Raw genomic sequence first — 25827 nt, 5'->3', positions numbered from 1 at the left:
CTGAGGGAGCTGCCCGGCGTCGAATGCTCAGCCCGAGCGCCTAGGCTGGAACAGTGAATTCGTACCGTCTCGCAGGCCTCGTCGTTCTTGTGGCCAGCGCGGCAGCCGGGCTCATCGCCGCCCTCATGGTCGGCGGGGGAGCCGTGCCCCCCAAGCTGCTCGATCCCGGCCCCATCGTGATGTGGGGTCTTCCCGCTGCCAAGCTCATCGCCAACCTCGGCGCGGCAGCCATGCTGGGCTCTCTCGTGCTGGCGCTGTTCGGTCTGCGCAGTGGCTCACGGCCGTTCGACCTCGCGCTCGATACGGCCTCCATCGGCGCCGCGATCTTCACGGTCGCCTCGGGCATCACGGCATTCCTGACCTTCATGGCGGCGTTCAACCCGAAGCTCACCGCCGAGAACTCGTTCGGTGAACAGTTCGGTCGTTTCCTGCTCGAGCTCCCACTCGGCCAGGCCTGGTTGATCACCACGCTGATGGGCGCGGTGATCACTCTGCTGCTCTTCGGCTGGCGCAGTTGGACGGGCACACTGCTCACCGCCGTGCTCGCCGCAGCCGCATTCCTGCCCATGGCCACCCAGGGGCACTCCGGCGACGTCGAGGGCCACGCCGTCGCGGTCAACTCGATCCTGCTGCACACCGTGGGTGCCGCCGTGTGGGTGGGCGGTGTGATCCTGCTGGTGCTGCTGCGCGGCCTGGACGGTCGCGCCCGATCGGATGCTGATCGCATCGACCTGCCGGTGCTCGTCGCGCGGTACTCGTCGCTGGCCATCGCCGCGTTCGTCGTTGTGGCCGTCTCGGGCGTCGCGCGCACGGTCGTCGCGCTGGGCCAGTGGAGCGAACTGCTCTCGCCGTATGGTCTGATCGTCATCGGCAAGACGGTGCTGCTGGTGGGTCTCGGCCTGTTCGGCGCCTGGTATCGGCGCAAGCTCATCCCGCACCTGAAGGGCCAGCGCGAGAGGCGTTCGTTCTGGACGCTCATCGTCGGTGAGATCGCACTGATGGGAGCGGCGTCCGGCGCCGCCGCAGCCCTGGCACGCACGCCTCCGCCGCTCGGCGAGGAGGCGCCCGCCGTGCAGACTCCGGCCGAACGCCTCACCCGCTCGCCGCTGCCGCCCGAGCTCGACATCACCCAGTGGCTGACAGCATCCGATTGGGACATCCTGTGGCTCATCGCCGCCGGGTTCGGTGTGTTCTTCTACGTCGCGGGCCTGCTGCGTCTGCGCCGCCGCGGCGACACATGGCCCGTGCAGCGCACGATCTTCTGGATGGCGGGCCTGGCATCGCTGGTGTGGGTCACCTGCGGACCGATCAACGCCTACCAGGAGTATCTGTTCAGCGTGCACATGCTCGGGCACATGCTGCTGGGCATGGGCATCCCGCTGCTGCTGGTGCTCGGCGCTCCCGTCACCCTGGCGCTGCGAGCGATCAAGAAGCGCAACGACGGTACCCGCGGCGGGCGTGAGTGGATCCTGTGGGCCGTGCACTCGCCGTACTCGAAGTTCATCACGCACCCGTTCGTCGCCGCGGCGGTGTTCGTGCTGTCGCTGTGGGCGTTCTACTTCACCGACCTCGTGCGCTGGGCCATGTACGACCACCTGGGTCACGAGTGGATGATCATTCACTTCATGATCTCGGGCTACCTGTTCGTGCTCACCCTGATCGGCGTCGACCCGATCCCGTACCGTCTGCCGTACGCCGGCCGCCTGATCACCCTGATCGCGGTCATGGCGATGCACGCGTTCTTCGGGTTGGCGATGATGATGCAGGAAGGCCTGATGGTCGCCGAGTGGTTCGGTTCGATGGGCCGCACCTGGGGGCCGACACCGATGGAGGACCAGTACATCGGTGGCGGTATCGCGTGGTCGGTGGGTGAGATCCCGACGCTCATCCTGGCCGTCACGGTCGCGATCCAGTGGTCGCGATCGGATGCCCGATTGCAGCGTCAACGCGACCGCCACGCCGACCGCACCGGTGAGGCCGAGCTCGAGGAGTACAACGCGCAGCTGGCGCAGCTCGCCGAGCGCGACCAGCGTGCGGCATCCCGCGACGCGCGCTGAGCTCGGGTCAGCCGCTGGGCGACCCGACGCGGATTGACAGCGATCCGTCGGCCAGTACGACGACCGTGCCGCTGATCTGGAACGGCACGTCTTCTGAGAGGGCGCGCACTGATCCGTCGTACAGCGACTGGATGTCGACATCGATGTGTGCAACGGCGTCGGCGGCCGGGATTGCCCAGTGCGCGCCGTCAGGTACGACTGACACCTCGGGTTGCGCGACGATCGACCAGTCAGGTGTGGAGCCCGGGGCGAGTCGGTTCTGCACTTCGAGGCCGAACGGACAAGACGTGGGCTGCAGCACCTCTTGCTCGGCGCACGTCAGGAGGAACTGCTCGACCTGCTGCTGCGCGACTTCGATGAACTTGGGGGTGGCTTGTGCCTGCACGGCGACAGGGGTGCGGGCCGCAGCGGTATCGGCGAGAACGCTGACACCGGGAGTCGCAGCGACGGCTGTGTCGACCGACACGGAGTACAGGCCGGGGGTGAGCACGAGCATGTGCAGTGGAGCCAGCGGATCGGCTTCCTCTCCCGGTTCGATGATCTGACGGCGGTCGATGGCGAACCCGTTGACGGTGAAGGCATCCGAGCCGCGCAGGTTCAGCTCGATCTCGGCGAGCGGGCTGCGGTCGAACCGCCAGTTGGGGGCGACGCCCAGCCAGCCGTCCTGTACGACGGTGAACGTCGACGTGCCGTTGATGCCACCGGCCTCATAGGCCACACGCACCCGGTGCTCGCCGTCCTCCTCGCTGTGCGCGATCACCTCGATGTCGCTCAGCGGAGCGAGCGCGGCCTGCCGGAGCAGCGCCTCGGATGAGGTACCTTGCAGCCCTGACTCTTGCAGCACGGCCAGATCGACGGCGACTCCGGGAAGCAGCAGTGCGTCGGCCACGCGTCCTGAGGCGAGCAGGTCGAGGTAGTGGCTCACGAACGCAGCGGGGCTGTAGAACTGCTTGTACAAGGACATGCCGCCGGCGGTGATCGCTGCCAGGAGCAGAGCTCCGACGATGCCGAGAAGCGTGAGGTCGGCACGCAGGCGCGCTCGCGCGCCAGATACCGTCCGCCCCTGCATCATGGCGGACAGTCTAGGGAATGCGTGCTGTGATCATGCCCAACGCGGTGCTGGCTGTGGGCGAACTAGCATGGGTGGGTGTCCGCCCCAGTCCTCTCTGATGAGCAGCAGCAGCTGTTCCGTCTGATCGAGGACACCGATGAGCACGTGTTCGTCACGGGACGCGCCGGCACGGGCAAGTCGACTCTGCTTCAGCACTTCGCGTCGAACACGAAGAAGCAGATCGCGATCTGCGCGCCGACCGGCGTCGCGGCGCTGAACGTCGAGGGTCAGACGATCCACTCGTTGTTCCGACTGCCGATCGGTCTGATCGCCGAGGGCGAGATCGAGCAGAGCGATACGACCCGGCGCATCCTCAACACCATCGAGACGCTCGTGATCGACGAGATCTCGATGGTCAATGCCGATCTCATGGATGCCATCGACCGGTCATTGCGGCAGGCGCGGGGCAAGCGCGGGATACCGTTCGGCGGCGTGCAGGTGGTCATGTTCGGCGATCCGTACCAGTTGGCGCCGGTGCCGCCGCGGGGTGACGAGCTGCGCTACATCCAGGATCACTACCGATCGTTCTGGTTCTTCGACGCGAAGGTATGGACCGGCGGCACGGCCGCCGAAGGCGGAATGCTCGACCTCGGTACTCACGGTGCGAAACTGCACGTGCACGAGCTGGTGCACATCCACCGGCAGTCCGATGACGGGTTCAAGGCCATGTTGAACGCCGTGCGCTATGGACGCGTGACCGCCGAGATCGCCGGTGCGTTGAACACCGCCGGCGCGCGCACCCCGCCCGATCCCGAGCCGGGTGAGGTGCCGATCATTACGCTCGCCACCCGCAACGACATCGTCAACGGCATCAACAAGCGTCATCTGGCGGCTCTGTCCGGCCGCGAGCAGACCGCGCACGCCGAGGTCAGCGGTGACTTCGGCCGGGGAGAGTCGAACTATCCGGCAGATGCCGAGTTGAAGCTGAAGGTGGGCGCGCAGGTGATGTTCCTGCGCAACGACACCGCCATGCAGGGCGAGCCGCCGCGGTGGGTCAACGGCTCGATCGGCACGGTCACCCGCATCCTCGGCGGGACAGTGCGGGTCGATGTCGATGGTGAGGAGTTCGATGTCGAGCCCGCGGTCTGGGAGCGTTTCCGATACGCCTACAACCCGGGCACGAAGACGCTCACTCGCGAGGTGGCGGCCGAGTTCACGCAGTTCCCGTTGCGGCTGGCGTGGGCGGTGACGATCCACAAGTCGCAGGGCAAGACGTACGACCGCGCGGTGGTCGATCTGGGGTCGGGCGCGTTCGCGCCCGGACAGACGTATGTCGCACTCTCGCGTCTGACAGCGCTCGACGGACTGTACTTGTCGCGACCACTGCGTCCCCGCGACATCCGAGTCGACGAGGACGTCCGGCGGTTCATGCGCGAGGCCTGGGAAGCGCGTCAGGCGGCCAAGACGCAGGAATGACGGATGCCAACGCTGGCGGGCTCTCAGGTATCGGCCTCTAGACTCGGAGGGTTCCCGTCCGAGACCAGAGGTTCCCATGCTGCTTCGTTCGTCGCGCCGCGCCCGCGCCCTCGTCGGTGGCGCCCTGGCGCTCGCCCTGGTCCTGACCGGATGCTCGGCATCGACGCCCGAGTTCACGTACACCCCGCCCGAGCAGGTGGATGCGCCGCTGCCCGATGATGTCACCGCGCAACTGCAGTCGGCCGTCGAGAACGCGATGACCGCGAGCGGTTCGACCGGCGCGATCGTCGGCGTGTGGGTGCCGTGGAGCGGACAGTGGGTCGCCGGTCTCGGCACCCAGAGTGGCGACGACAGCGCCGAGGTGACCGCCGACATGTCGTTCCGCATCGCGGATACGACGCGCCTGATGACCTGCGATGTGCTGTACGGCATGGCCGACGCAGGCGAGATCGAGCTCGATGCACCGGTGACCAAGCACGTCTCGGGCGTCGCCGACCTCTCGGACGTCACCCTGCTCGACTTGTGCAACGGCACGAGTGGCGTGGGATCCTCCGAGGGCATCGCGAAGCCGTACTGGCTCAAGACTCCCGACCGCGAGTGGGCACCATTGCGTCTGGCGAGCTACGGTCTCGGCGTCGCGCGTGGTCCCGTGCACACCACCTACCGCGACTCCGACGCCGGCTATCTGCTGCTCGGTCTCGCCCTCGAGCGCGTCTCGGGCAAGACCGCCACCGAGCTGATCTCCGAGTACGTCACGACGCCATTGGGCCTGGCATCCACGTCGTTGCCGGCACCGGCATCCGCCGCTCCCGCCCCCTCTCCCGCGCTCAAGGGCAACTATCTGCCGCCCGCCGAAGGCGGCGGCTACGACTGCGCGGCTCCCATCGACATCACCCAGAGCTCGTCCAGCATCGGTTTCACCGACTCGGGCGTCACCTCGACGATCACCGACCTCGGCCGCTACGTGCAGGCCACCGCCCGGCAGGCGCTGCGCGAAGAGGGCGCCGAGCCCGCGCGCTTCGGGCAGCCGCTTCCGACGTCGTCGAGCGCACCGTCGTGGTACCAGGCCACTGGCGGCGGCATGCTGGTGGGCTCGATGGTGGGCCAGCACGGCTGGGTGCCCGGGTATGCCACGTCGGCCTACTCCGACCCCGCCACGGGATTCACCGTGGCCGTCACCCTGAACAATTCGTCGGCGGGCGGGTCGACGGCCGCATACCTGGCCTGGCAGCTCGCCGCGATCGCCTCGAAGTCTCCGGCGGCGTCCGGCCAGACGGCTCCGGAGTTCGGTCTGCCGTTCACGGCTGAGCAGTACGGTCAGACGATCGCCGACGGGGCGATCTGCGCCGCACCGCAGGAGTGACCGGATTCGGCTCCAGCGCACGGCCGTCCGGGGGAGTCACCGCCGTCGGGCTCGTCGCGATCGGGCTCCTGTGTCAGGAGGTCGGCGCTTCGGTCGCCGTGCTGCTGTTCCCGCAGACCGGCCCGCTGGGCATGGTGATGCTGCGGTTGGTGTTCACCGCGCTGATCCTGCTGCTGATCGCCCGCCCGTCGCTTCGAGGGCACTCCGCGAGCGCGTGGCGTTCGGTGCTGCTGTTCGGCGGCGTGCTGGCGCTGATGAACAGCATGTTCTACCTGGCGCTGAACGAACTGCCGCTGGGCGTCACCGTGACGATCGAGGTGCTCGGCCCGCTGACCCTTGCAGTCGTCGTCGCCCGCACCCGCGCGGCATGGCTCTGGGCGGGCCTGGCCGGCATCGGCGTGCTCGCGCTGGGCGGCGGCGGGTGGGATCGCCTCACGGTGACGGGCGTGCTCTTCGCGCTCGGCGCCGCGGCAAGCTGGGCCGGGTACATCCTCGCTTCGGCACGGGTCGGACGCGAGTTTCAGGGGCTGGACGGACTGGCGCTGGCGATGGTGTTCGGCGCGCTGCTCTCGCTGCCGTTCGGTATCGCCGATGCGGGGTCGGCGTTGCTACGCGTCGAACTGATCGCCCTGGGGGCGGCGGTCGCCCTGCTCAGCTCGACCATTCCGTACGCCCTCGAACTGATCGCGCTACGTCGGCTGAGCCCGGCGGTGTTCGGCGTGCTGATGAGTCTGGGGCCGGCGATCGCGAGCCTCGCCGGGTTCGTACTGCTCGGGCAGCATCTGTCGCCGTTAGAACTGATCGGCATCGCACTGGTCATCCTCGCGAGTGCGGGTGCGATGGGGGTGGGGCGGCCCCGTCCCGGCAGCTCGGCCCCTGGCGGGGGAGAGCCTCCGCCGACCACCGGGATCATACCGACGGCGTGAAAGGATGGCAGGGTGCGTCCCTCTCGTAGAATCCCGCTGCTGCGCGGATTCGTGGGCGCCACCGTCGCAACTTTTGTCGCACTGCTCTCGCACGCCGGCGTGGGTGGCGACCTGCCGGGAGCGCTCGGCATCGCCGTGCCGTGGATGCTGTCGCTGATGATCAGCACGCTGCTGGCCGGCCGCCGACTGTCGGTGACCCGGCTCAGCGTCGCGGTCGCCCTGTCGCAGGCGCTGTTCCATGTGCTGTTCGTGCTGGGCAGCATCACCCCGCGGGGCGGGCTCGCCCCGCACGTGCACGACACCGCGGCGATCACGCTCGAGAGCGGAACGGTGCTCCTGCCCGACGGTGCTGGAATGTGGCTGGCCCATGTGATCGCCGCTGCGGTGACCGTGCTGGCGTTGCACCGGGGAGAGCGCATCGTCCGGGCGCTCGCGTCCGTGGCATCCGATGTTGCGCTGTGGGTGCGCCGAGCCGTGCGCGTCGTCGTCCTCGCGCGACCGCTCGAACGGGGCGGGCAGCGCTGGAGCGTCGCCGCTGACACGCTGCCGCGCGACCCGCACCGGGCGGTTCTGCGGCGCCGCGGCCCGCCGCTCTGCGTCTGATCTGACACCTGCGCGACACCGTCGCGCGATGTGGGCATTCGAACGCCCGCACAGATGCAGACGCCGCGCCCGCGGCATCCGAAGAGAGGTTTTTCATGTTCCGTATCCGCACCGTTCTCGCCACCGCCGCGGTGGCCGTCCTCGCCGGGCTGGGCGTCGCTGCGCCGGCATCCGCACACGACACGATCGTGTCGAGCTCGCCGGGCGCCGACGAGCAGCTCAGCGCCGCCCCCGAAGAGGTGGTGCTCGTCTTCTCGAACGAGCTGCTCTCGCTCGACGGCAACACCGGCACGGCGATGATCGTCGAAGACGAGTCGGGCAAGGACTGGGTCGCCGGCGAGCCGGTGGTCGAGGCCGACACCGTCACCGTTCCCCTGGAGCCGGGAATGACCGATGGCACCTACCTGGTCACCTGGAAGGTCGTCTCGAGCGATGGGCATCCGACGTCGGGCGACTACTCGTTCTCGATCGCGGGGGTGGCCCCCACCGAGGCACCGGCGACCGAGACGGCCGAGCCCGAGCCGACCGAGTCGGCGACGGCGGTGACCACGCAGGCCGAGGTCACCGATGAGGCCGAGGTGCCCGCCGATGACGAGTCGGCGCCGTGGCCGCTGCTGATCGGCCTCGGCGTCGTGCTGCTCGCCGCTGTCGTGACCTTCATCGTGATCCTGGCGCGCAAGAAGCGCTGAGCCGGACGCGCGGCCCGCGGCGCAGTGTTTCGTGGCCGGCGCGCGACAGGCGCCGGTCACGGCAGAATGGGGTCATGAGTTTCGACGCCATCACCGAGGACGATCTGCGCCAGGTCGGCAGTGTGAAGTGGACCCGCTTTCCCGACACGATCGGCATGTTCATCGCCGAGATGGACTTCGGGGTCGCGCCGGCGATCACCGGGGCCGTCTGCGATGCGATGACCGAGGGGTTCACCGGATACCTGTCGCAGCCCACGGCTGAGGCTCTGAAGGCGGCGACGGCCCGCTGGCACGCCGAGCACTATGGCTGGGATGTGCCGGTCGACGATGTGCGTCTGGTGGCTGATGTGCTGGTCGCGTACGAGTTCGCGATCACGACGTACACGTCGCCCGGTGCCGCGGTCATCGTGCCCACGCCGGCGTACATGCCGTTCCTCAGCGTGCCGCTGCGGCACGGGCGCCGGGTCATCGAGGTGCCCAGCGTCGAGGTCGACGGTCGTTGGACGATGGACCTGGATGCTGTCGCGCAGGCGTTCGACGACGGCGGCGAGCTGCTGGTGCTGTGCAACCCGCACAACCCGCTGGGTACCGTCGCGACGCGCGACGAGTTGCTCGCGATCGCGAAGACGGTGTCGGATGCCGGTGGCCACGTGTTCTCGGATGAGATCCACGCGCCGCTCGTGTACGCGCCGGCACAGCACATCCCGTACGCGTCGGTGTCGGATGCGTCCGCTGAGCACACGATCACGGCAACCTCGGCGTCGAAGGCGTGGAACCTGGCGGGCTTCAAGTGCGCGCAGCTGATCCTGTCGAATGACGCCAGCCGGGCCGCGTGGGATGCCGACGGCGGATGGGCCGGTCACGGCACGGCGACGATCGGCGTGATCGCCCAGCTCGCGGCCTACACGGCCGGCGAGGAGTGGCTGCAAGAGGTCACCGACTACCTCGATGGCAACCGCCATGAACTGGCGGCGCTGGTGGCTGAGCACCTGCCCGGTGTGCGGGTGACGATGCCCGAGGGCACGTACATCGCGCTGCTCGACTTCCGCGAGACGGGGCTGACCGGTGACCTCGGCGAGTGGTTCCGTGAGCACGCGGGGGTCTCGATGACCGACGGCGCCGCCTGCGGCGAGGCCGGCGTCGGGTACACGCGTTTCGTGTTCGCCACGCCCCGGCCGATCATGCGCGAGGCCGTGCTGCGGATCGCGAAGGCGCTGGAGTCGCGCGCGGCGGCGTGAGGGGCGCTTGCACGTTGCGCTTGCGCTTGCGTGCGTTGTGCTCTCGTGCCGGGCAGGCATGCACGAGAACAGGCTCGTTCGTGAGAACAGGCTGATTCTGCGGAGATGGGCCTGTTCCGGGTAACGAGCCTGTTCTCGGTGACGCGAGCGGGGGTGGATGCTGGAGGCTGGGGTGAATGCGCGGGCCTGGACCGAGTACTGAGTGTCTGACCCCGCGGGTACCGTCGCCCGTGTGACTGAGAACGATGCACTCGCCGGACTCGACGCCGCTCAACTGCAGGCCGTCGAACACGGCGACGGACCGTTGGTGATCGCGGCCGGCGCGGGCACCGGCAAGACCCGCGTGCTCACCGCGCGCGTGGCCAGACTGCTGCAGGCGGGGGTGGCGCCCGAGCGGATGCTGCTGCTCACCTTCACGCGGCGTGCGGCGGCGTCGATGATCACGCGCGCCGCGGCGATGTGCGGTGACGCGCAGGTGGCGCAGCGGATCGCCGGCGGCACTTTCCACGCGGTGGCGCACCGGATCGTCGCCGAGCACGCACAGCACCTGGGGCTGGCCGATGTCACGGTGCTCGATCCCGACGACGTGATCGATCTGCTCGATCTGCTGCGCTCCGAGCACGGCCTCGACGGCACCGGGCCGGCCGGGCAGACCACGCGCCTGCCGACCACGCGCACCATCGCCGACATCGGTTCGCGGGCGATCAACACCGGTACCCCGGCCCGGCAGGTGATCGACGAGCAGTTCCCGTGGGCGCTCGAGCACGCCGACGCGGTGCTCGCTCTGCTGCGGCACTACAGCATCCGAAAGCGCGAGCGCGGCCTGCTCGACTTCGACGACCTGCTCATCGCATGGCGGGCGCTGGTGCGCGACCCCGATGTCGGAGCGCGCCTGCGCGCGCGATGGGACTGGGTGCTCGTCGACGAGTACCAAGACGTCAACAGCCTGCAGGTCGACATCGTGCGCGGCCTTGCCCCCGATGGGCGGGGGCTCACGGTGGTCGGTGACGATGCGCAGGCGATCTACGGGTTCCGCGGGGCGAACGCGGGGCACCTGTTGGGGCTCGCCGAGAGCTTCGATGACGCGACGGTCGTGCGGTTTGAACGCAACTTCCGCTCGACCCAGCCGATCCTCGACCTGGCCAACGAGGTGCGTCCCGGTGATCTGGGGCTGCGTCTGCGGGCTGACCGTGCGGATCCAGGCGTCGCGCCGGCGCTCGTCGTCTGCCGCAATGCCGATGATGAGGCGCGCACGGTCGCCGACCGGATTCTCGCGGCCCACGCCGACGGCATGCCCCTGCGCGAACAGGCCGTGCTGATGCGCACCGGATCGCACAGCGCGCTACTGGAGGTCGAACTGAAGGTGCGGGGCATCCCGTTCCACAAGTTCGGTGGCATCGGGTACCTCGAGACCTCGCACGTGCGCGATCTGCTGGCGGGATTCCGGGTGGTGCTCAACCCCGCCGACGAGGTCTCCTGGTATCGGCTGCTGACCCGTCATCGCGCCATCGGCAAAGTGTCGGCGCGCACGCTGGCGGGGATCCTCGCCGATGGTGGGATCGAACGCGCGGCGGATGCTGTCGCCGCAGCACCCGCCAAGGCGCGCACCGGACTGGCGACGACGCTTTCGTTGCTGGGGGCGGTGGATGCCACGACAACCGTGCCCGAGCTCGTGGAGGCCTGCCGCGGTGCCGTCGACCCGCTGTTGCGTGCGCACTACCCCGACTGGCAGCGGCGGGTGACGGATGTCGATGGCATCGCTGAGGCGGCCGCGCGGCAGTCCGATCTGCGGATGTTCGTGAGCGAGCAGGCCCTCGACCCGGCGAACGTCGCGGGGGATTGGGCGAAGAAGCCGCATCTCGATGAGGACTGGGTGACGCTGTCGACCATCCACTCGGCCAAGGGGCTCGAGTTCAGCGCCGTGCACGTGATCCGCTCGTGCGATGGGTCGATGCCGTCAGACATGGCGTTGTCGTCGTCATCGGGGCTGGCCGAGGAGCAGCGGCTGTTCTACGTGGCGCTCACCCGGGCGCGCGACACACTCGATGTGTACGCGCCGGCGCGGTTGCCCACGCATCCGACGTCGTTCCTGGCCCGCCATGTGGTGGCGAAGCCGAGCCGCTTTCTCACCGCCGAGGCCCGGTCGCTGATGCAGACGGTCGACACAGCCGAGGGCGACGCGGCCGGTCCGGCGGGGAGCCCGGGCGGCGCGGCAGGGCAGGGCGATCCGGCGCCGAGGCGTGGAGCGGCTGCGGCCACCGCGCGAGTGCGGCTCGACGAGTTCGACGACCTGTTCGCGTGAGGCGGGGGCAGGTGCGTCGAGGCGTCACGAGGTCGCCTGAGCGCTCCGCCGATCGCCGAGGCTTCAGCCGATCGGCGGCGCCGTGCGGCGGCGTCGCCTGACCTCTTTGTGCAGGTTGACCGGCGCGGCGTCGAGCACCCGGGCGACCATCTCGGCCAGGAAACGTGCCGGGGTGAGCGGCGCGGGGATCGCATCGTGGCGGATGGTGACTCGCGGCAGCGCGCTCAGCGCCCGTGTGATTTCTGCGGCCTCAGCATCGACAGGGGTGCCGTCGGCATCCGGGTCTTCGGTGAGGCCCGCGGCGACGAGAGGGTTCTCGGGCTCTTCGTCCGCTTCAACGGCGGCGGGCGCGACAGTGTCGTCGTAGTCGATCATCACGAGGCAGGTCGCGTGGTACGCGTCGTCCTCACGGCCGAGCTTCTGCAACAGGTCGATCAGCCAGTCGGCCGTGTCGGGCTCTTTGTGCAGGATGTCGGCGCGCAACGCGAAGACGAAACCGAGGGCTGCGAGCGGATGCCGCAGACGCAGGTTCTTCGCATCGCCGTATGACTCCTCGACCCGGTTGGCGGCGTTCTTGCCGTACGACGAGTCCATGCGCTTGGTCGAGATCAGCAACTCGGGCCCGGTGGCCCAGTCGGTCATGATGACATCGACCTGCTTGAAGTAGTTCTTGCCGAGGATGCTGGCACTCGACGAGGTCACGCCGGACACTGACGACGCGGCCGCGAGGCGCTCGCCGATCGCGCGGCGCTCCTTGCCGGGCAGTGCCTTGAGCAGGTTCGCCACGGGCGCCGGAAGGATGCGGGGGCTGGTGGCTCGCGGCCAGGTGGCATCCGCGTCGAACCCGGAGCGACGCAGCTCGTAACTCAGCCAGACGTCGAGAGCGAGCGCGGGAACGCCGGTGCGAGAGGCCGCGCCCAGGTGCAGTGGCACACCCAGTAGTCGGGCAAGCGTGTCGTAGTCGGGTACGTAGCGCAGCTCGCCGTCCTCGCCCATCGTCCACGGGTTGCTGTGCTCTCCGCCCGGGGCGGCGTCATCGACGATCCGATCGAACAGCGCCCAGGCCTTGTTCTTCGCGGTGGGTTCAGCGGCCACTGGCTCCCCTGGTGACTCGGCGGCGGGTGAGTTCGGCATGGGCGGCACGGATCGCGAGCAGCTCGGACTCCGACGTGCGGCCCGATGAGCGCAGCAGCACCTCGTCGACCACGGCGACGGCATCGTGCAGGCGGCCAGAGCGCAGCATCCGCGCCACCTGCGGCTTCGCCGCCCGCAACCGGTCGGCGTGCTCGGCGATCAGCGCTGGGGTGGGCATCGCCCACCGGTCGGCCTCACGGGGTTCGATCTTGAGGATGCCGCCGCCGTAGGCGCGGCCGACCATCTCGGCGTTGAGCAGCGTGACCGAGTTCAGGCTCGCCAGTGGCAGCAGGTCGGCGCCGGCACCGCGCAGCTCGGGCTTGAGATACACGCCGTGCACCGAGTTGAGGTGGTGCGCGCGGGCCGCGTTGGTCGTCAACCGCGGGGTATCGGCGTTCATGTACGTCAGCAGCAGGTCGGCCGGCTTGACGAGGGGCACGCGGTGCCACTCTTTGCGCACCCGGCACTTGTAGGCCGTGTCGACGCCGGTGGCCTCGCCATAGCGGATGTAGTCCTGCGCGGCGCGCGACGGCTTCGCGCGCGGTGAGAACAGCAGGGTCGACTTCTCGGCGGCGCCCAACTGATGCCATGCCTTCGCCGTCAGCGCGAGGCCACGCAGGTGCGCGCTGCCGGGAGGGGAGAGGCGCAGCAGTTCGCTGCGGTCAAGGCCCAGCCGCTTGGCCCGCTCGGGCGAGAGGGTGAAGTAGCGGTTGTTGCCGGTCACGATGCCGAGCGTCGTGTCACCCCAGGCCTCGAGGTCGGTGAAGTGCCCCTCGGCGCGCAGCGTACGCAGGGGTTCGACGGCATTGGGGTCGACGATGCTGCCGGTCCACTTGGCATCGGGAGTCAGAGGCGCCCAGGTGGTGCCCGCGGGGAGTGCGTCGAGAGTCGCGGCATTGCGGGTCTGACGGAACAGACCGCGATCTGTGGGACCCTGGCGGAAGCCGTCGGCGAGCAGCAGCACCACGTCGGCCTCAGCCTCGGGGAAGACCTGCTCGTCGAAGAGGATGAGCTCGACCGAGCGGAAGTTCTCGAACAGGAACCGACGCACGGGAGCGGCGTAGTTGACCGAGAGCAGTTCGGCGGGCAGCACCAGTCCCAGGCGACCACCGGGCTTGAGGAACAGCGCCGACTGCACGGTGAAGGCCGCCCAACTTGACGCCAGGCCGGTCAGCGAGACGCCGGCACGCAGCGCCGCGGCGCGGGAGCGCGTGCGCGCTTCGCCCGAGAAGTCCTGGTACCGGATGTAGGGCGGGTTTCCGATCACCGCGTCGTACGTCGGCGTCGGCTCGACCAGGAAGAAGTCCTGCACAGTGATGTGCGGGATGCCCCCCGCCGCGCGTACGCGCTCGCTGCCGACGTGGGCGCTGTGCGCGTGGATCTCGACGCCGTCGACGCGCGGCGCGGAACCATCGGATGCCAGCGAGCGCAGGCGCTCGACGGCCGACACCAGGAACGCCGCGTCTCCGGCGGATGGCTCGAGGACAGCATCCGATGCGTCGCGGATCGCCCACGCGGCGATGTGCGCGGTGATCGCCGCGGGTGTGAAGAACGCACCCCGCGCCTTGCGCAGCGCGGCGGTGTCCTCCGGGTGGAGGGAAGGCGCAGTCGTCACCTCTCTATTGTGACGGTGCCGCGGTCGGTCGGCCGAGCGGCTGGCCGCGATGTCGGTGGGCATGGGGCAATCCTGCCGCCTGCCACCGACATCGCGGTGCCGTCGAACTGAGGGGACGATGCCACTCAGGCCACAGGTGCCGCTGCGCGACGCAGCGGCACGGCCGCGAAGTCGACGGGCACATCCAGCGAGATGTTCACGTAGTTCGTGAAGATGTTGAGGGCGACCTGTCCGATCGTCTCGACGATCTGCTCGTCGGTCCAGCCGTGCTCGCGCAGCACGTCGAGGTCGGCCGACGAGGTCTGGCCGCGCTCGTCGACGAGCTTCAGGGCGAAGGCCAGCAGAGCCGCGGTGCGCGGGTCGTCGGACTCGCCACCCTGGGCGGCCGAGAGCTGTTCACCCGTCAGGCCGGCCTTGCGGCCGAGTGCGGTGTGCGCGGCCAGGCAGTACCCGCAGGAGTTGCGGTCGGCGACGGCAACCGCGATCAGTTCGCTGAGCTGCGGGCCGAGCGAGCCCTCGCCGAACGCGCCGAAGGCACCCCACATGCTGGCCAGGGTGGAAGGCGAGTTGGCGACGGCGCGGAACATGGCGGGGACCGCTCCGAACGCGCCGGCGATCTGGTCGAGGTGTTCTGCGGTGGCTCCGGTGGCGTCTTTGCGGGCGATGAGAGTGACGTTCGGCATGGGGTTCTCCTTGTCGTGGCCGTCGGAGCCGAGTGGCTCCGTGACTCCAGTCTTGGCGCCCAGAGCTGGATGATGCGTCTCGAATCGTCTTGCTTTCATGACTATTCGTCTACAGAATGGCTGCATGGGCGCCATCGACCGACTGACCCCGCTGTTCGAGCGGTTCCGCGTGCGCACGCGTCTGTTCCACAGCGGCCCACTGTGCGGTGTCACCGACTTCTCGTCCGTCGGGCAGGGCTTTCTGCACGTGCTGCGGCGGGGCGAGCTCGACATGACGGTGATCCACGACGATGGCAGTGTGCACCGCACCCACATCACGCGGCCGAGCCTGCTGTTCTTCCCCCGCCCGATCCGGCACTCTTTCTTCAATGCGCCCACCGACGAATCGGACTTCGCCTGCGCCACACTCGACTTCGACGGCGGTGCGACCCATCCGGTCGTGCGCACGCTGCCGCCAGTGATCGTGATCGATCTCGATGACCTCGCCGAGCTGCGCCCCGCGTTAGAGCTGCTGTTCGCCGAAGTCGACAACGTGCGCTGCGGCCGACCCGTCGTCGCCGATCGCCTGTTCGAGGTGGTGCTCATCCAGGTGCTGCGGTGGATGCTCGATCACACCGACGCCCTGCAGCTGCCGCCCGGGCTGCTGCCCGCGCTCGGTGACGAACGACTGGCCCCCACACTCATCGCGCTGCACGCCGACCCCGGACGGGGATGGAACCTCGACCTGATGGCCCGCGAGGCCAACATGTCGCGCAGTGCCTTCGCGGCCCGGTTCAAAGAGGTCGTCGGGCGCACCCCCGCCGACTACCTGACCGACTGGCGGCTCTCGGTGGCACAGGACAGACTGCTCTCGGGCGCCTCTATCACCGCGGTGTCGATCGACCTCGGGTACTCGAGTCCGTCCGCGTTCACCCGGGCCTTCACGCAGCGCATCGGCACGGCGCCGCGCGCCTGGCTTGCCGCCGCCGGGTGAGAGTCGCGACCCGGCGACGGGCGGTCAGTTCAGTGCCGACGTCAAGCGGGCCAGTCCGTCGAGGAACGTCGACTTCGCCGGCTCGCGCCGCCACTCCTCGAGCGTGAGCTCACGGCCAGCCTCGCGGTACTTCGCTTCGATCTCGCGCATCTGCGCGACGAACGACTCGCCCCGCACCAGCAACGACAGCTCGGCGTTGAGGCTGAACGAGCGGATGTCCATATTGCTGGATCCGATCACCGCGATGTCATCGTCGATCGAGAAGTGCTTGGCGTGCAGGATGTACGGTGCCGGGTACAAGAAGATGCGCACCCCGGCGCGCAGCAGGGTCTCGTAGTACGACCGCTGCGCGTGGTAGACCAGTCCCTGGTCGCCGAGCTCCGAGACGAACAGCTGCACGTCCAGACCGCGCTGGCACGCGGTGGTGATGGCGTAGATCATCGCCTCATCGGGAACGAAGTACGGGCTCGTCAGGATCACGCGCTCGGTCGCGCCATGGATCAGTGACAGGAACAGGCGCAGGTTGTTCTCGGTGTCGAACGTGGGACCGCTCGGCACGAGCTGGCAGCGCAGGTCGCCTGCCCGCGCGATGTCGGATGCCGGAACATGCTCGCCGTCGAGATTCTCGCCGGTCTCGATCTTCCAGTCGGCGTGGAAGACAGCATCCACCTGGGCGACGGCAGGGCCATCGACGCGCGCGATCAACTCGTGCCACTTGAGGCCGCGCTTGATGTTCTTGGCCGCGTTGTAGTCGCGCGAGATGAGGTTCTGCGAGCCCACGAAAGCGACGACGCCGTCGATCACGACGAGCTTGCGGTGGTTGCGCAGATCCGGGCGCTGGTACTCACCCTTCAGCGGGCGCACCGGCAGCATCCACGACCAGGCCACGCCGATGCGATCGAGCTCGGCGAAGGTCTCGGCGGCGCCGGGGATCTTGCGCGAGGCGATGTGGTCGGCGAGCAGTCGCACCGTCACGCCGCGCTTCACGGCGTCCTCCATCGCGGTGAAGAACGGGCGCGTGGTGTCATCCCACGCCGTGATGTAGAACGCCACGTGAACGTAGCGCTCGGCCCGATCGATAGCATCCGCCATCGCGTCGATCGACCCCTGGTAGTCGTCGATGAGCGCGAGGGATGACCCGTCGACCTCAGCGATGCCGGTGAGCCCATGGTTCTGCTCGACGACGCGCTGGAACCAGCGCGGGTCGTCCGGGTGGATGCCCGCGTCCGTCTCGCCGAGCACCGCGGTCAGACGGGCGCGCTCGCCGCGGCGCTTCTTCGGCAGTCGGAAGTTGCCGATCAGCAGGTACAGCGCGATGCCGCCGTACGGCACCAGGAAGATCAGCAGCAGCCAGGCCATCGCGGCGGTCGGTTTGCGTTCGCGCGGGATGTAGATCAGGGCGACGATGTTGATCGTGAACGCCGCGAGCAGCGAGACCAGCCAGATGAGGTTGGTCGACAGCAGCGCGCTCATGCGTTCGCGTCTGTTGCGGCGGGGAGCGGATGCACGAGTTCGAACCGCTCGCAGAGCACCGGCATATCGGGCTCCCAGCCCCGCGGGCTCTCGGAGTGATTGCGCCAGAAACGCTCGTGGATCTCGCGCCAGGCGGCCAGCGAGAGGTCGCCCTCACCCTCGGCGTGCGCGTGCTCGGCGGTGACCTCGCCGAACGGCACGATGTCTACTGTCGTCGTGCGGATCACGGCCTGTGGTTCACCGGCGCTGTCGAGGATCACGCTCAGATCGCCGGCTTCGGGCATCCGATCCCCGGCGGCCTCGTAGTCCCACACCGACGACGCTGTTCCGGTCTTGATGCCCGAGAGCACAAGGCCGAGCAGCGAGTCGGCATGCTCGGGGGTCGCGCCGAACGCCCAGGCCTCGGGGACGGCGGCGGGCAGGTTCGGGACCTCGGCGCGCACCCGGCGCCAGTAGGTGTCGAGCAGCTCGATGGTCATGGGGGCTCCTTGCGGATCAGTGGACGAAGGCCTTCAAAGCGATGAAGACGATGCCGAACGATGCGGTCATCAGCGCGCCGAGCAGGCGCATCAGCATCCCGTTGCCGCGGCGCAGGAACGCCACGTACCCCAAGAACGCGAGGATCACGGTACCCGACCACAGGGCCACCTCGTTGGCAGCGTAGTCGGGGATCACGCGGGTGGTGCCGAGCAAGAGGATCAGTGCGGGGACGGATGCTGACGTGAGCATTCCGAACGAATGAGCCAGCGAGTGGGTCAGCGCCGCGCGCACACCGACGTGGCCCTTCTCGGTCTCCTCGCCCATGCGGGCGACGGTTCCGGCATAGACGTGCGCGGCCCAGAACACCAGCACCGTGATCCCGACCGTGATCAGCACCACACCCGAGGTCTCGCCGTGCGCCGACGAGACGGCGATCAGGCCGCTGACCAGGATCGTGCCGTATACGGCGGCCTCGGTGCCGAACCCCGGCTGCAGCGCCCGATGCGCCTTGAGGAACGGATGATCGTGTCGTGATCCTGGCATGGATCAGAGCCTATTCGGTGGGTGGAGGGGCTGACGGGAATCGAACCCGCGCTGTCTGCTTGGGAAGTGAAGCGAAACCGCGCAATGGCTGGACAAATCTGTATTGCAGTCTAATCTTGGACTGTGATCCAATCTTTCCGCGTTCGCGACGGGCGCCGACGCCCTGACGCCCGCGCTTCGTCCCCTGTACCACGATCGCGCCGTCGCGTCGCGCTCGTCGCCGCGGCGGCGATCGCCCTCAGCGGCATCGGGCTGGGAACGGCGAGCCCTGCGCACGCCGCGCCCCTGCCGCAGCAGGTCTTCGATTTCACCAGCCCGAGCGGCACCGACTGGGTGGTCCCGGCGGGGATCACCGAGGTCGTGGTGGGCCTGCGCGGCGGCAGGGGCGGGTTCACCGAGCGCGCCAACGGCGGCAGCGGAGCGGACTTCGGCGTCATCATCCCGGTGAAGACCGGCGACCGCCTCACCGTGTTCGCGGGACAGCCCGCGCGCGGCAAAGGCGACGAGCGCATCGGAGGCGCCGGGTTCGTCTCCGGAGGCGATGGCGGCAAGGGCAGCCTGCTGGGCGCCAGCGCTGGAGGCGGCGGCGGCGCATCCGCCGTCAAGCTCAACGGTGAGCTCATCGCGGTGGCCGGGGGCGGGGGCGGAGGTGGAGGCTACACGGGCAAGCCGATGGTGTCGCTCTCGCTGTGGGATCTCGCCGCCGTGATCGCTGCGGCCGGCGGCTACCAGGGGGAGTCCTCGGGAAGCGTCAACTTCGGCCACGTGCGAGGCGGCGAGGGAGGCCACAACGCGGGATCGTCTTACGACGGCAAGACCATCACGATGTTCCCGGCCACCGCCGGTGCCGGTAAGCACCCCGGCGGCATCGGGCAGAACGCCAAGAACGACCCCTCGTTCTCGCGCTACAAGAAGCCGGGCGCGAACGGAGGTTCGGCGTCCACCAGTACCAGCGGCGGTGGCGGTGGAGGTGGCGGTGGTGGCTGGCCCGCGTCCGGCACCGGAGGCGGAGGCGGACGCACCTTCCTCGGTTACACGGCCGGCTCGGGCGGCGGGGCAGGGCTCAGCTGGGTCACGGATGCCGTGCCCGGCGTCCGCATCGACCGGGACGCCTGGCGCCCCGAGGACAGACACGACTACTTCGGCCCACTCGCCGAAACGGGCACGGTGCGCATCATGATCCCGATGCGCAGCACGACGACGGTGAGTGCCCCTGCGCAGGCAATGACAGGTGAGCAGATCCGGGTACGGGTGCGCACCGCCGACACCCGCACGCCGAACACGCCGCTCGACGGGTGGGTGGATCTGTACCAGGGCAGCGCCCGCGTGGCCTATGGCACGACAGACGGCGACCGGACCTTCACTGTTCCCGGTCTCGGCGTCGGCACCCACGAGTTCCGCGCCGAGTTCCAACCGCGCGCGGATCAGCGCGACTACCGGGAACGATCCACCTACTCCTCGGGGATGGCGACCGTGACCGTGGCCGAGCCGTCGCTGCAGCAACCGGGGCCCGGTGAAGTCGCGTCGCGCACGGCCCTCACCGTACTGACGACTCCGGCGACATTCGGCGACACGCTCATGCTCGGCGCGAGCGTTACGCTGGACGGGCCGGTGAACCTCTCCGGACAGCCGGTCTCGTTCGAGGTCGACGGTACCGTTGTCGCCTCGAGTCCGCTCATCTACAGCGGTGCTGGGCGATTCAGCACGTTGATCCCCTTCAGCATGGTGCCGACTGCCGGTGAACACGAGGTGGTCGCACGGTTCCCGGGCGTCGCGGACGCGGATCCGGCGACGCCGGACGCCCTGTCCTCGGTCAGCGACCCGATGACGTTCTCCATAGCACAGGCGCCGACGACGACCCGCATCATGACCGCTCCGGCGACCGTGCGCGCGTTTACGCCGGTGGACGTCGAAGCGACCGTGACGTCGGCGACCAGGGGTCTGAGCGGGAGCGCCGTGCTCCTGGCCGACGGCTCCCCGCTGATGTACGCCCCCCTGATGCCCGGCGGCACCGTGCTGTTCGACGACGTCATGCTACCCTCGGGCGCTGAGCGGCTCACCGTGTCGTACCTCGGTGACCCGGGCGGGAACTTCACGATGTCGACCTCGGCCGAGCACCCCGTCTCGATCACGCCTGTGGAGACCGCGATAGCCCTGGCGCTGTCGTCGAGCGGCATCCGCGCGGATGAGTCGGTCACGCTGACGGCGACGGTCACCCCCGCTCAGCCGGGTGTGACCACCGACCCGCGCGGTGCGGTCGAGTTCCTCCTCGACGGAGACGTCGTGCGCACAGTCCCGGCCGGGATGGACGGCGACCCCGAGAGCGACGATGGCGAGGCCCGTTTCGAGGTCGAGGCCGATACTCTGCCGATCGGCACGCACAGCGTGACCGCCCGCTTCGTGCCGGCGCCCGGTTTCGGGGCGTCCACTTCGGCTGCCGCCGAGCTGGAAGTGCGCGGTATCGCCACCGTCCTCACCCCGCGCACGTCGACCATCGCGGGAACGCCGGCCAACCCGGCATCCGTGGAGCTGACGGCGACCGTCAGTGGTGACGCGACTCGGCGCGCGGCCGCGGGCGACGCGGTGGACGGGCACGTCGAGGCGCGCCTGGGCGCGGACCCGCTCGGCGACCCGCTCGTGCTGGTGGACGGCGCCGGGACGCTGGCGTTACCCGGACTACCCGTCGGCGCGCACGAGGTAACGCTGCGCTTTGTGCCGGACTCGGCGGCGATGCTGGAAAGCTCCACCACGGTGACCGTCACCGTGACCGAAGACGTCGCGCCCGGCGGTGATGACGACGAGCCCGCTCCCGGCGGTGGCGATGAACAGCCCGTTCCCGGCGGTGACGGCGAGGCCTCACCGGGCGTCGACGGCGCCCTGCCGTCGACCGGTGGTGACTCCACCGGGATGCTGCTTCTCGCGCTCAGCCTGATCGTCGGCGCCGGGGTGATGTTCGTCGTCGCGCGGTTGCGTCGCTCCAAGGCATAGGGCGATTCGCTGACCGGGACCGGACGTGCCACGCGCGTGTCGGTCCCGGTCACGTATCGTATATCTACCCGATCCGTCTCACGGGAAGGAATCCATGGCTGACGGACTGCGGCAGCGCAAGATGCTCCTCACACGTCGCCGCATGGAGCAGGCGGCGGTCGACCTCGCCTACGAAGAGGGCGTCGCGAGCGTCACCGTCGATCGGATCTGCGAGAGGGCGATGGTCTCGCGCAGCACGTTCTTCAACTACTTCCCCTCGCTCGAGGTGGCCATCTTCGGCGAGGCGCTCGAGTACGACCCGGAGCTGACGCAGCGTCTGCTGACCAGGCACGCGAGCGATCTCGCGATCGCCGCGTCGCTGATCGTGACCGAGTCGGTGCGCGGCCAGACCGACGACGCCGTCACTCGCCGTCGCCTCGCGTTGTTCGCGCGGGAGCCTGGCACGACGACCTCTGTCTCATGGGCGAGCGACCTGAGCCGCACCCGCCTCATCACCGTGATTGCCGACTGGTTGGAAGCCCATCGCGAGCGAGCCCGGCTGCCGGAGGAGGACAGCGCCACCGAAGCCCGAATCATCGTCGCGATGTCGATCTCTCTCGGCGATGAGGCGATCCGTGAGATGCATGAGGTCGACGGCGACGTGGTCATCGACCTCGCAGCGTACGAGCGCGCCCGGCGCAGGCTCTCGGCCGTGCTCGCCGATCCCGCGGAGTGAGGTTTCGGTCGGCGTGCGCCGACCCTGTGGAGGGGCTGACGGGAATCGAACCCGCGCTGTCTGCTTGGGAAGCAGAAGTTCTACCATTGAACTACAGCCCCGCACGCCGTTCGGCGCTTGGCAAGCATAACAAACCCGCGCGGAGCGCGATGAGCGCGGGGATGTTGGCATCCGTCGCTCGGAGATCTGCACAACTTCGGAGCAGAACCGGGGACGGCTCTCCGAGATTCTGCAGATCTCCGAAGTTGCGCTGCGCCACGTCGCAGCCCGCACGTCGCAGCCCGCACCCCGCAGCCCCCACGGGCAGCATCCGACGAGCGGAGTACGCCGCACGGACCGATGTCATCCTGTGGGACGACGCGGCGCCGGTGCCCCGCCGAATAGCGTCGAAGGCATGATCACAGCAGAAGGTCTCAGCAAGCGCTACGGTGACAAGCTCGCCGTCGACAACGTGTCGTTCACGGTGCGACCGGGCAGTGTCACCGGCTTTCTCGGCCCCAACGGCGCCGGCAAGTCGACCACCATGCGCATGATCGTCGGGCTCGACCGGCCGACCTCGGGGCGGGTCACCATCGACGGCAAGGACTACGCCAAGCTGGGCGCGCCGCTCACCGAGGTGGGCGTGCTGCTCGACGCGAAGGCGGTGCACACCGGCCGCAGTGCCCGCAACCACCTCAAGGCGATGGCCGCCACCCATGGCATCCCCGCGTCGCGCGTCGACGAGGTGATCGAGATCACCGGCCTCGGTTCGGTGGCGGGTAAGCGCGCCGGCGGATTCTCGCTCGGCATGGGGCAGCGCCTCGGCATCGCCGCCGCACTGCTCGGCGACCCGCACACGCTGATCCTCGATGAGCCGGTCAACGGCCTCGACCCCGAAGGCGTGCGCTGGGTGCGTCAGTTCGTGCGGCACGCAGCATCCGAGGGTCGCACCGTGCTGCTCTCCAGTCACCTCATGAGCGAGATGTCGCAGACCGCCGATCATGTGATCGTGCTCGGTCGCGGCAAGGTGCTCGCCGATGCCCCACTGCCTGAACTGGTGCGCGCGTGGACCACCGCCCGCGTGCTGGTGCGCAGCCCGCGGGCATCCGAACTCGCCGACGTGCTCACCGCACCCGACGTCGAGATCGTCACCGCCGACCGCTTCACGCTCGACGTCAGCGGCCTGCCGGCCTCGCGCATCGGCGACCTCGCCGCTGAGCGCGGCATCGCCATCCATGAACTCACCCCCACCAGCGGTTCGCTCGAAGACGCCTACCTCGCCCTCACCGGCGATTCGGTCGAGTACCGCACCCGTGCCGTCCCGCAGGATGGTGCCCAGCTCGAGGAGGCCCTCGCATGACCGCGATCCAGGCCGGTGCCGTGCGCACCCGCACCAGTGCGTACCGGGTGACCTTCGCGCACCAGGTGCGCAGCGAACTGCTCAAACTGCTGACCGTGCGCGGCACCTGGTGGTCGGTCGCGATCGTCGCCGTGCTGAACGTGGGGCTCGCCTTCGCGATCACCTCGACGTTGTCGGCGCCGGCCGACGTGATGATGGCCGTTGTCGCCCCCGTGCAGTTCACCATGCTGTTGGCCGGGATCCTCGGCGTGATCTCGGTGACCGGCGAGTACTCGACCGGCATGATCCGCTCGACGCTCACCGCGAACCCGGTGCGCGGGTCGGTGCTCGCGGCGAAGGCTGCGGTGCTGGCGGCGTTCATGTTCGTGGTGGCGCTGGTGATCATGCTGATCACGGCGATCGCGATCACTCCGCTGGCCGTCGCCAACGATCTGGGCATCGCATGGAACGAACCCGAGCAGTCGATCCTGCCGATCGTCTCGGCGGCGGGAACGATGGCGCTGTTCGCCATTCTCGGTGTCGGTCTCGGCTTCGTGCTGCGCTCTGGCGCGGGAGCGATCGCGGTGACCGTCGGCATCCTGTTCGTGCTGCCGATCATCGTGACGCTGCTGATGGGCTTCGCCTCTGACGTCACGTGGATCCAGACCCTCGGCGACTACCTGCCCTCGAACGCGGTGCAGAGCGCCGTGATGCCCTCGGAGGAATGGGGGCTGAGCCGCGGTGAGGCGTGGCTGACGCTCACCGGATGGTCAGCGGCTGCGCTGCTGGGCGGTTGGGCCGTGCTGCGCGGTCGAGACGCCTGACGCTTGCCTGACAGTGCAGAGCCCGTCGTGGTCGCCACGGCGGGCTCTGTGATTTCCCGGTGCGGGGCCTCTCGGCGCGTTACCCTGAAAGCGTGCTTCTCAGCGACCGCGACATCAAGGCAGAACTCGAATCGGGCCGCATCGGGCTCTCGCCGTTCGACGACGAGATGGTGCAGCCATCGAGTGTCGATGTGCGCCTCGACCGGTACTTCCGTCTCTTCGACAACCACAAGTACCCGTTCATCGATCCGTCGGTCGATCAGCCCGAGCTCACGCGCCTGATCGAGGTCGACCCCGGCGAGCCGTTCATCCTGCACCCGGGTGAGTTCGCGCTCGGCGCGACGTTCGAGCAGGTAACCCTCCCCAACGATGTGGCGGCCCGCCTGGAGGGCAAGTCGTCGCTCGGCCGCCTCGGGCTGATCACGCACTCGACGGCGGGATTCGTCGACCCCGGCTTCACCGGGCACGTCACGCTGGAGCTCGCCAACGTCGCCACCCTGCCGATCAAACTGTGGCCCGGCATGAAGATCGGCCAGTTCTGCTTCTTCCGGCTCACCTCGCCGGCAGAGAACGCCTACGGCTCGGGGCCGTACGGCAACCGCTACCAGGGGCAGCGCGGCCCCACGGCATCCCGCGCATTCCAGAACTTCCACCGCACCGATGTGAGCACGACCGATGCGGGAGCGATCGGAGGCTGACATGTCAGACCCTGTCAACGGCGAGAACGAAGAGGCGACCCGGCCCGCGTCGCCCGAGACAGGGGCGGAGTCGCCCGAGCAGGCGGCGGCGGATGCCATCAGCGAGGCCGCTGCGCTCGCCGACGCACCGGCGCTGACCGAGGGCGACGTCTCTGACGTCGTGATCGCGGATGCTGAGATCCCGCCGCCCACGGTGCCGGCGCTCGACATTCCCGAGCCGGTGCTTCCGGCATCCGCGCTGCAGGATCCGGAGATCCCACCGGAACCGGGCGGCGCCGACGATGCGCCGACGACGCGGGCCTCACGCCGGGGGCTGCCGAGCGTGGACACGCTGCCCGAACCGGCACCCATTCCGCGCGACCCGGCCGTGGTGCCGCCCGCCGCCGGTGCCGCCTCGGGCGGCTACCGCGGCCTGACGGTCGCGATCTTCGTGCTTCTCGTGGTGTTGCTCATCGCCGCGGTCGCGACGGTCGTCGTGCTGGCCACGACGGGGCCTGCGCTGTTCTCAGCAGAGGCGGTCACGGCCGTTGACAGAGCATTCGGCGGTTCGCCGGCGTAGCGACGCGCGCAGGCACAAGGGCACGCGCGCACAAGCGCATACGGCACTGCGGGGCCGGAAACTCGTCCTCCCGTAACCGAGAAGGCGTGTCTCCGACCCCGCAGCGGGTCTACTCAACG

At 69.1% G+C, this 25827-nt stretch carries 22 protein-coding genes and 1 tRNA gene; 15 read left to right on the top strand and 8 right to left on the bottom strand.

Going from position 1 to position 25827, the window contains the following annotated elements:
* Window positions 1-125 precede the first annotated feature (125 nt).
* The gene (locus tag JF543_RS01320; RefSeq protein ID WP_206821752.1) at window positions 126-2057 is read left to right on the top strand and encodes a cytochrome c oxidase assembly protein; all 1932 of its coding nucleotides are present in this window, start codon (window positions 126-128) and stop codon (window positions 2055-2057) included.
* A gap of 7 nt (window positions 2058-2064) precedes the next feature.
* Here the strand turns inward: JF543_RS01320 and JF543_RS01315 are convergent, their stop codons facing one another.
* Entirely contained in the window at window positions 2065-3129 is a 1065-nt protein-coding gene (locus JF543_RS01315) for a hypothetical protein (RefSeq protein WP_206821450.1), read from the bottom strand.
* Between the two features lie 75 nt (window positions 3130-3204).
* On the opposite strand from JF543_RS01315, the gene JF543_RS01310 reads away from it, so the two are divergent.
* The 7 genes from JF543_RS01310 (at window position 3205) to JF543_RS01280 (ending at window position 11705) form a co-directional block, all read left to right on the top strand.
* Complete coding sequence (locus JF543_RS01310) at window positions 3205-4584, top strand: AAA family ATPase (RefSeq protein ID WP_206821451.1); 1380 nt, start codon at window positions 3205-3207, stop codon at window positions 4582-4584.
* A 76-nt stretch (window positions 4585-4660) separates the two neighbouring features.
* The gene (locus JF543_RS01305; RefSeq protein ID WP_179409673.1) at window positions 4661-5947 is read left to right on the top strand and encodes a serine hydrolase domain-containing protein; all 1287 of its coding nucleotides are present in this window, start codon (window positions 4661-4663) and stop codon (window positions 5945-5947) included.
* Window positions 5944-6873, top strand: a complete 930-nt coding sequence (locus tag JF543_RS01300; RefSeq protein ID WP_206822524.1) for an EamA family transporter — start codon at window positions 5944-5946, stop codon at window positions 6871-6873. Before JF543_RS01305 ends, JF543_RS01300 begins: the two co-directional genes overlap by 4 nt.
* A 12-nt stretch (window positions 6874-6885) precedes the next feature.
* On the top strand, window positions 6886-7476 hold the full coding sequence (locus tag JF543_RS01295) for a hypothetical protein (RefSeq protein ID WP_206822523.1): 591 nt from the start codon (window positions 6886-6888) through the stop codon (window positions 7474-7476).
* Between the two features lie 95 nt (window positions 7477-7571).
* Complete coding sequence (locus tag JF543_RS01290) at window positions 7572-8165, top strand: copper resistance CopC family protein (protein WP_179409676.1); 594 nt, start codon at window positions 7572-7574, stop codon at window positions 8163-8165.
* Window positions 8166-8239: 74 nt separating this feature from the next.
* Window positions 8240-9403, top strand: coding sequence for a MalY/PatB family protein (locus JF543_RS01285; protein WP_206822522.1), 1164 nt, complete (start codon window positions 8240-8242; stop codon window positions 9401-9403).
* A gap of 232 nt (window positions 9404-9635) precedes the next feature.
* Window positions 9636-11705, top strand: coding sequence for a UvrD-helicase domain-containing protein (locus tag JF543_RS01280; RefSeq protein WP_206822521.1), 2070 nt, complete (start codon window positions 9636-9638; stop codon window positions 11703-11705).
* A 63-nt stretch (window positions 11706-11768) separates the two neighbouring features.
* Here JF543_RS01280 and JF543_RS01275 read toward each other — a convergent pair whose 3' ends face one another.
* The 3 genes from JF543_RS01275 to JF543_RS01265 all read right to left on the bottom strand — a co-directional run bounded on the left by JF543_RS01275 (window position 11769) and on the right by JF543_RS01265 (window position 15137).
* Complete coding sequence (locus JF543_RS01275) at window positions 11769-12800, bottom strand: hypothetical protein (protein WP_206821455.1); 1032 nt, start codon at window positions 12798-12800, stop codon at window positions 11769-11771.
* Window positions 12790-14454, bottom strand: coding sequence for an Eco57I restriction-modification methylase domain-containing protein (locus JF543_RS01270; RefSeq protein ID WP_347401061.1), 1665 nt, complete (start codon window positions 14452-14454; stop codon window positions 12790-12792). Before JF543_RS01270 ends, JF543_RS01275 begins: the two co-directional genes overlap by 11 nt.
* 125 nt (window positions 14455-14579) lie before the next feature.
* The gene (locus JF543_RS01265; RefSeq protein WP_206822519.1) at window positions 14580-15137 is read right to left on the bottom strand and encodes a carboxymuconolactone decarboxylase family protein; all 558 of its coding nucleotides are present in this window, start codon (window positions 15135-15137) and stop codon (window positions 14580-14582) included.
* Window positions 15138-15261: 124 nt separating this feature from the next.
* Between JF543_RS01265 and JF543_RS01260 the strand changes: the two genes are divergently transcribed.
* Entirely contained in the window at window positions 15262-16110 is an 849-nt protein-coding gene (locus tag JF543_RS01260; RefSeq protein WP_206822518.1) for an AraC family transcriptional regulator, read from the top strand.
* A gap of 24 nt (window positions 16111-16134) precedes the next feature.
* Here JF543_RS01260 and cls read toward each other — a convergent pair whose 3' ends face one another.
* The 3 genes from cls to JF543_RS01245 are packed head-to-tail and all read right to left on the bottom strand — an operon-like array spanning window position 16135 to window position 18606.
* A complete protein-coding gene (gene cls / locus JF543_RS01255; RefSeq protein ID WP_206822517.1) occupies window positions 16135-17583 on the bottom strand; it encodes a cardiolipin synthase in 1449 nt (482 codons plus the stop codon).
* The gene (locus tag JF543_RS01250) at window positions 17580-18062 is read right to left on the bottom strand and encodes an ASCH domain-containing protein (RefSeq protein WP_206822516.1); all 483 of its coding nucleotides are present in this window, start codon (window positions 18060-18062) and stop codon (window positions 17580-17582) included. Before JF543_RS01250 ends, cls begins: the two co-directional genes overlap by 4 nt.
* Before the next feature lie 16 nt (window positions 18063-18078).
* Window positions 18079-18606: a hypothetical protein gene (locus JF543_RS01245; protein WP_242519363.1), complete on the bottom strand. Its 528-nt coding sequence runs from the start codon at window positions 18604-18606 to the stop codon at window positions 18079-18081.
* Between the two features lie 123 nt (window positions 18607-18729).
* Between JF543_RS01245 and JF543_RS14575 the strand changes: the two genes are divergently transcribed.
* Both JF543_RS14575 and JF543_RS01235 read left to right on the top strand, forming a co-directional pair.
* Complete coding sequence (locus JF543_RS14575; protein WP_206822515.1) at window positions 18730-21594, top strand: Ig-like domain repeat protein; 2865 nt, start codon at window positions 18730-18732, stop codon at window positions 21592-21594.
* Between the two features lie 94 nt (window positions 21595-21688).
* The gene (locus JF543_RS01235; protein ID WP_206822514.1) at window positions 21689-22309 is read left to right on the top strand and encodes a TetR family transcriptional regulator; all 621 of its coding nucleotides are present in this window, start codon (window positions 21689-21691) and stop codon (window positions 22307-22309) included.
* Window positions 22310-22336: 27 nt separating this feature from the next.
* Here JF543_RS01235 and JF543_RS01230 read toward each other — a convergent pair.
* Window positions 22337-22410, bottom strand: a tRNA-Gly gene (locus tag JF543_RS01230).
* A 293-nt stretch (window positions 22411-22703) separates the two neighbouring features.
* On the opposite strand from JF543_RS01230, the gene JF543_RS01225 reads away from it, so the two are divergent.
* The 4 genes from JF543_RS01225 (at window position 22704) to JF543_RS01210 (ending at window position 25708) form a co-directional block, all read left to right on the top strand.
* Window positions 22704-23648 (top strand): ABC transporter ATP-binding protein, encoded by a 945-nt coding sequence (locus tag JF543_RS01225; protein WP_179409691.1) that lies wholly within the window; start codon window positions 22704-22706, stop codon window positions 23646-23648.
* Complete coding sequence (locus tag JF543_RS01220) at window positions 23645-24451, top strand: ABC transporter permease subunit (protein ID WP_206821467.1); 807 nt, start codon at window positions 23645-23647, stop codon at window positions 24449-24451. The genes JF543_RS01225 and JF543_RS01220 overlap by 4 nt, the downstream gene beginning before the upstream one ends.
* A gap of 92 nt (window positions 24452-24543) precedes the next feature.
* Window positions 24544-25149, top strand: a complete 606-nt coding sequence (gene dcd / locus JF543_RS01215) for a dCTP deaminase (protein WP_179409693.1) — start codon at window positions 24544-24546, stop codon at window positions 25147-25149.
* A 1-nt stretch (window position 25150) separates the two neighbouring features.
* The gene (locus tag JF543_RS01210) at window positions 25151-25708 is read left to right on the top strand and encodes a hypothetical protein (protein WP_179409694.1); all 558 of its coding nucleotides are present in this window, start codon (window positions 25151-25153) and stop codon (window positions 25706-25708) included.
* The last annotated feature ends 119 nt before the right edge of the window (window positions 25709-25827 follow it).

The sequence above is a fragment of the Microbacterium esteraromaticum genome (assembly GCF_017303215.1).
Lineage (GTDB): Bacteria > Actinomycetota > Actinomycetes > Actinomycetales > Microbacteriaceae > Microbacterium > Microbacterium esteraromaticum_C.
Note: the sequence above shows the minus strand (reverse complement) of the source record. Positions and strands in the feature narration are given on the sequence as shown.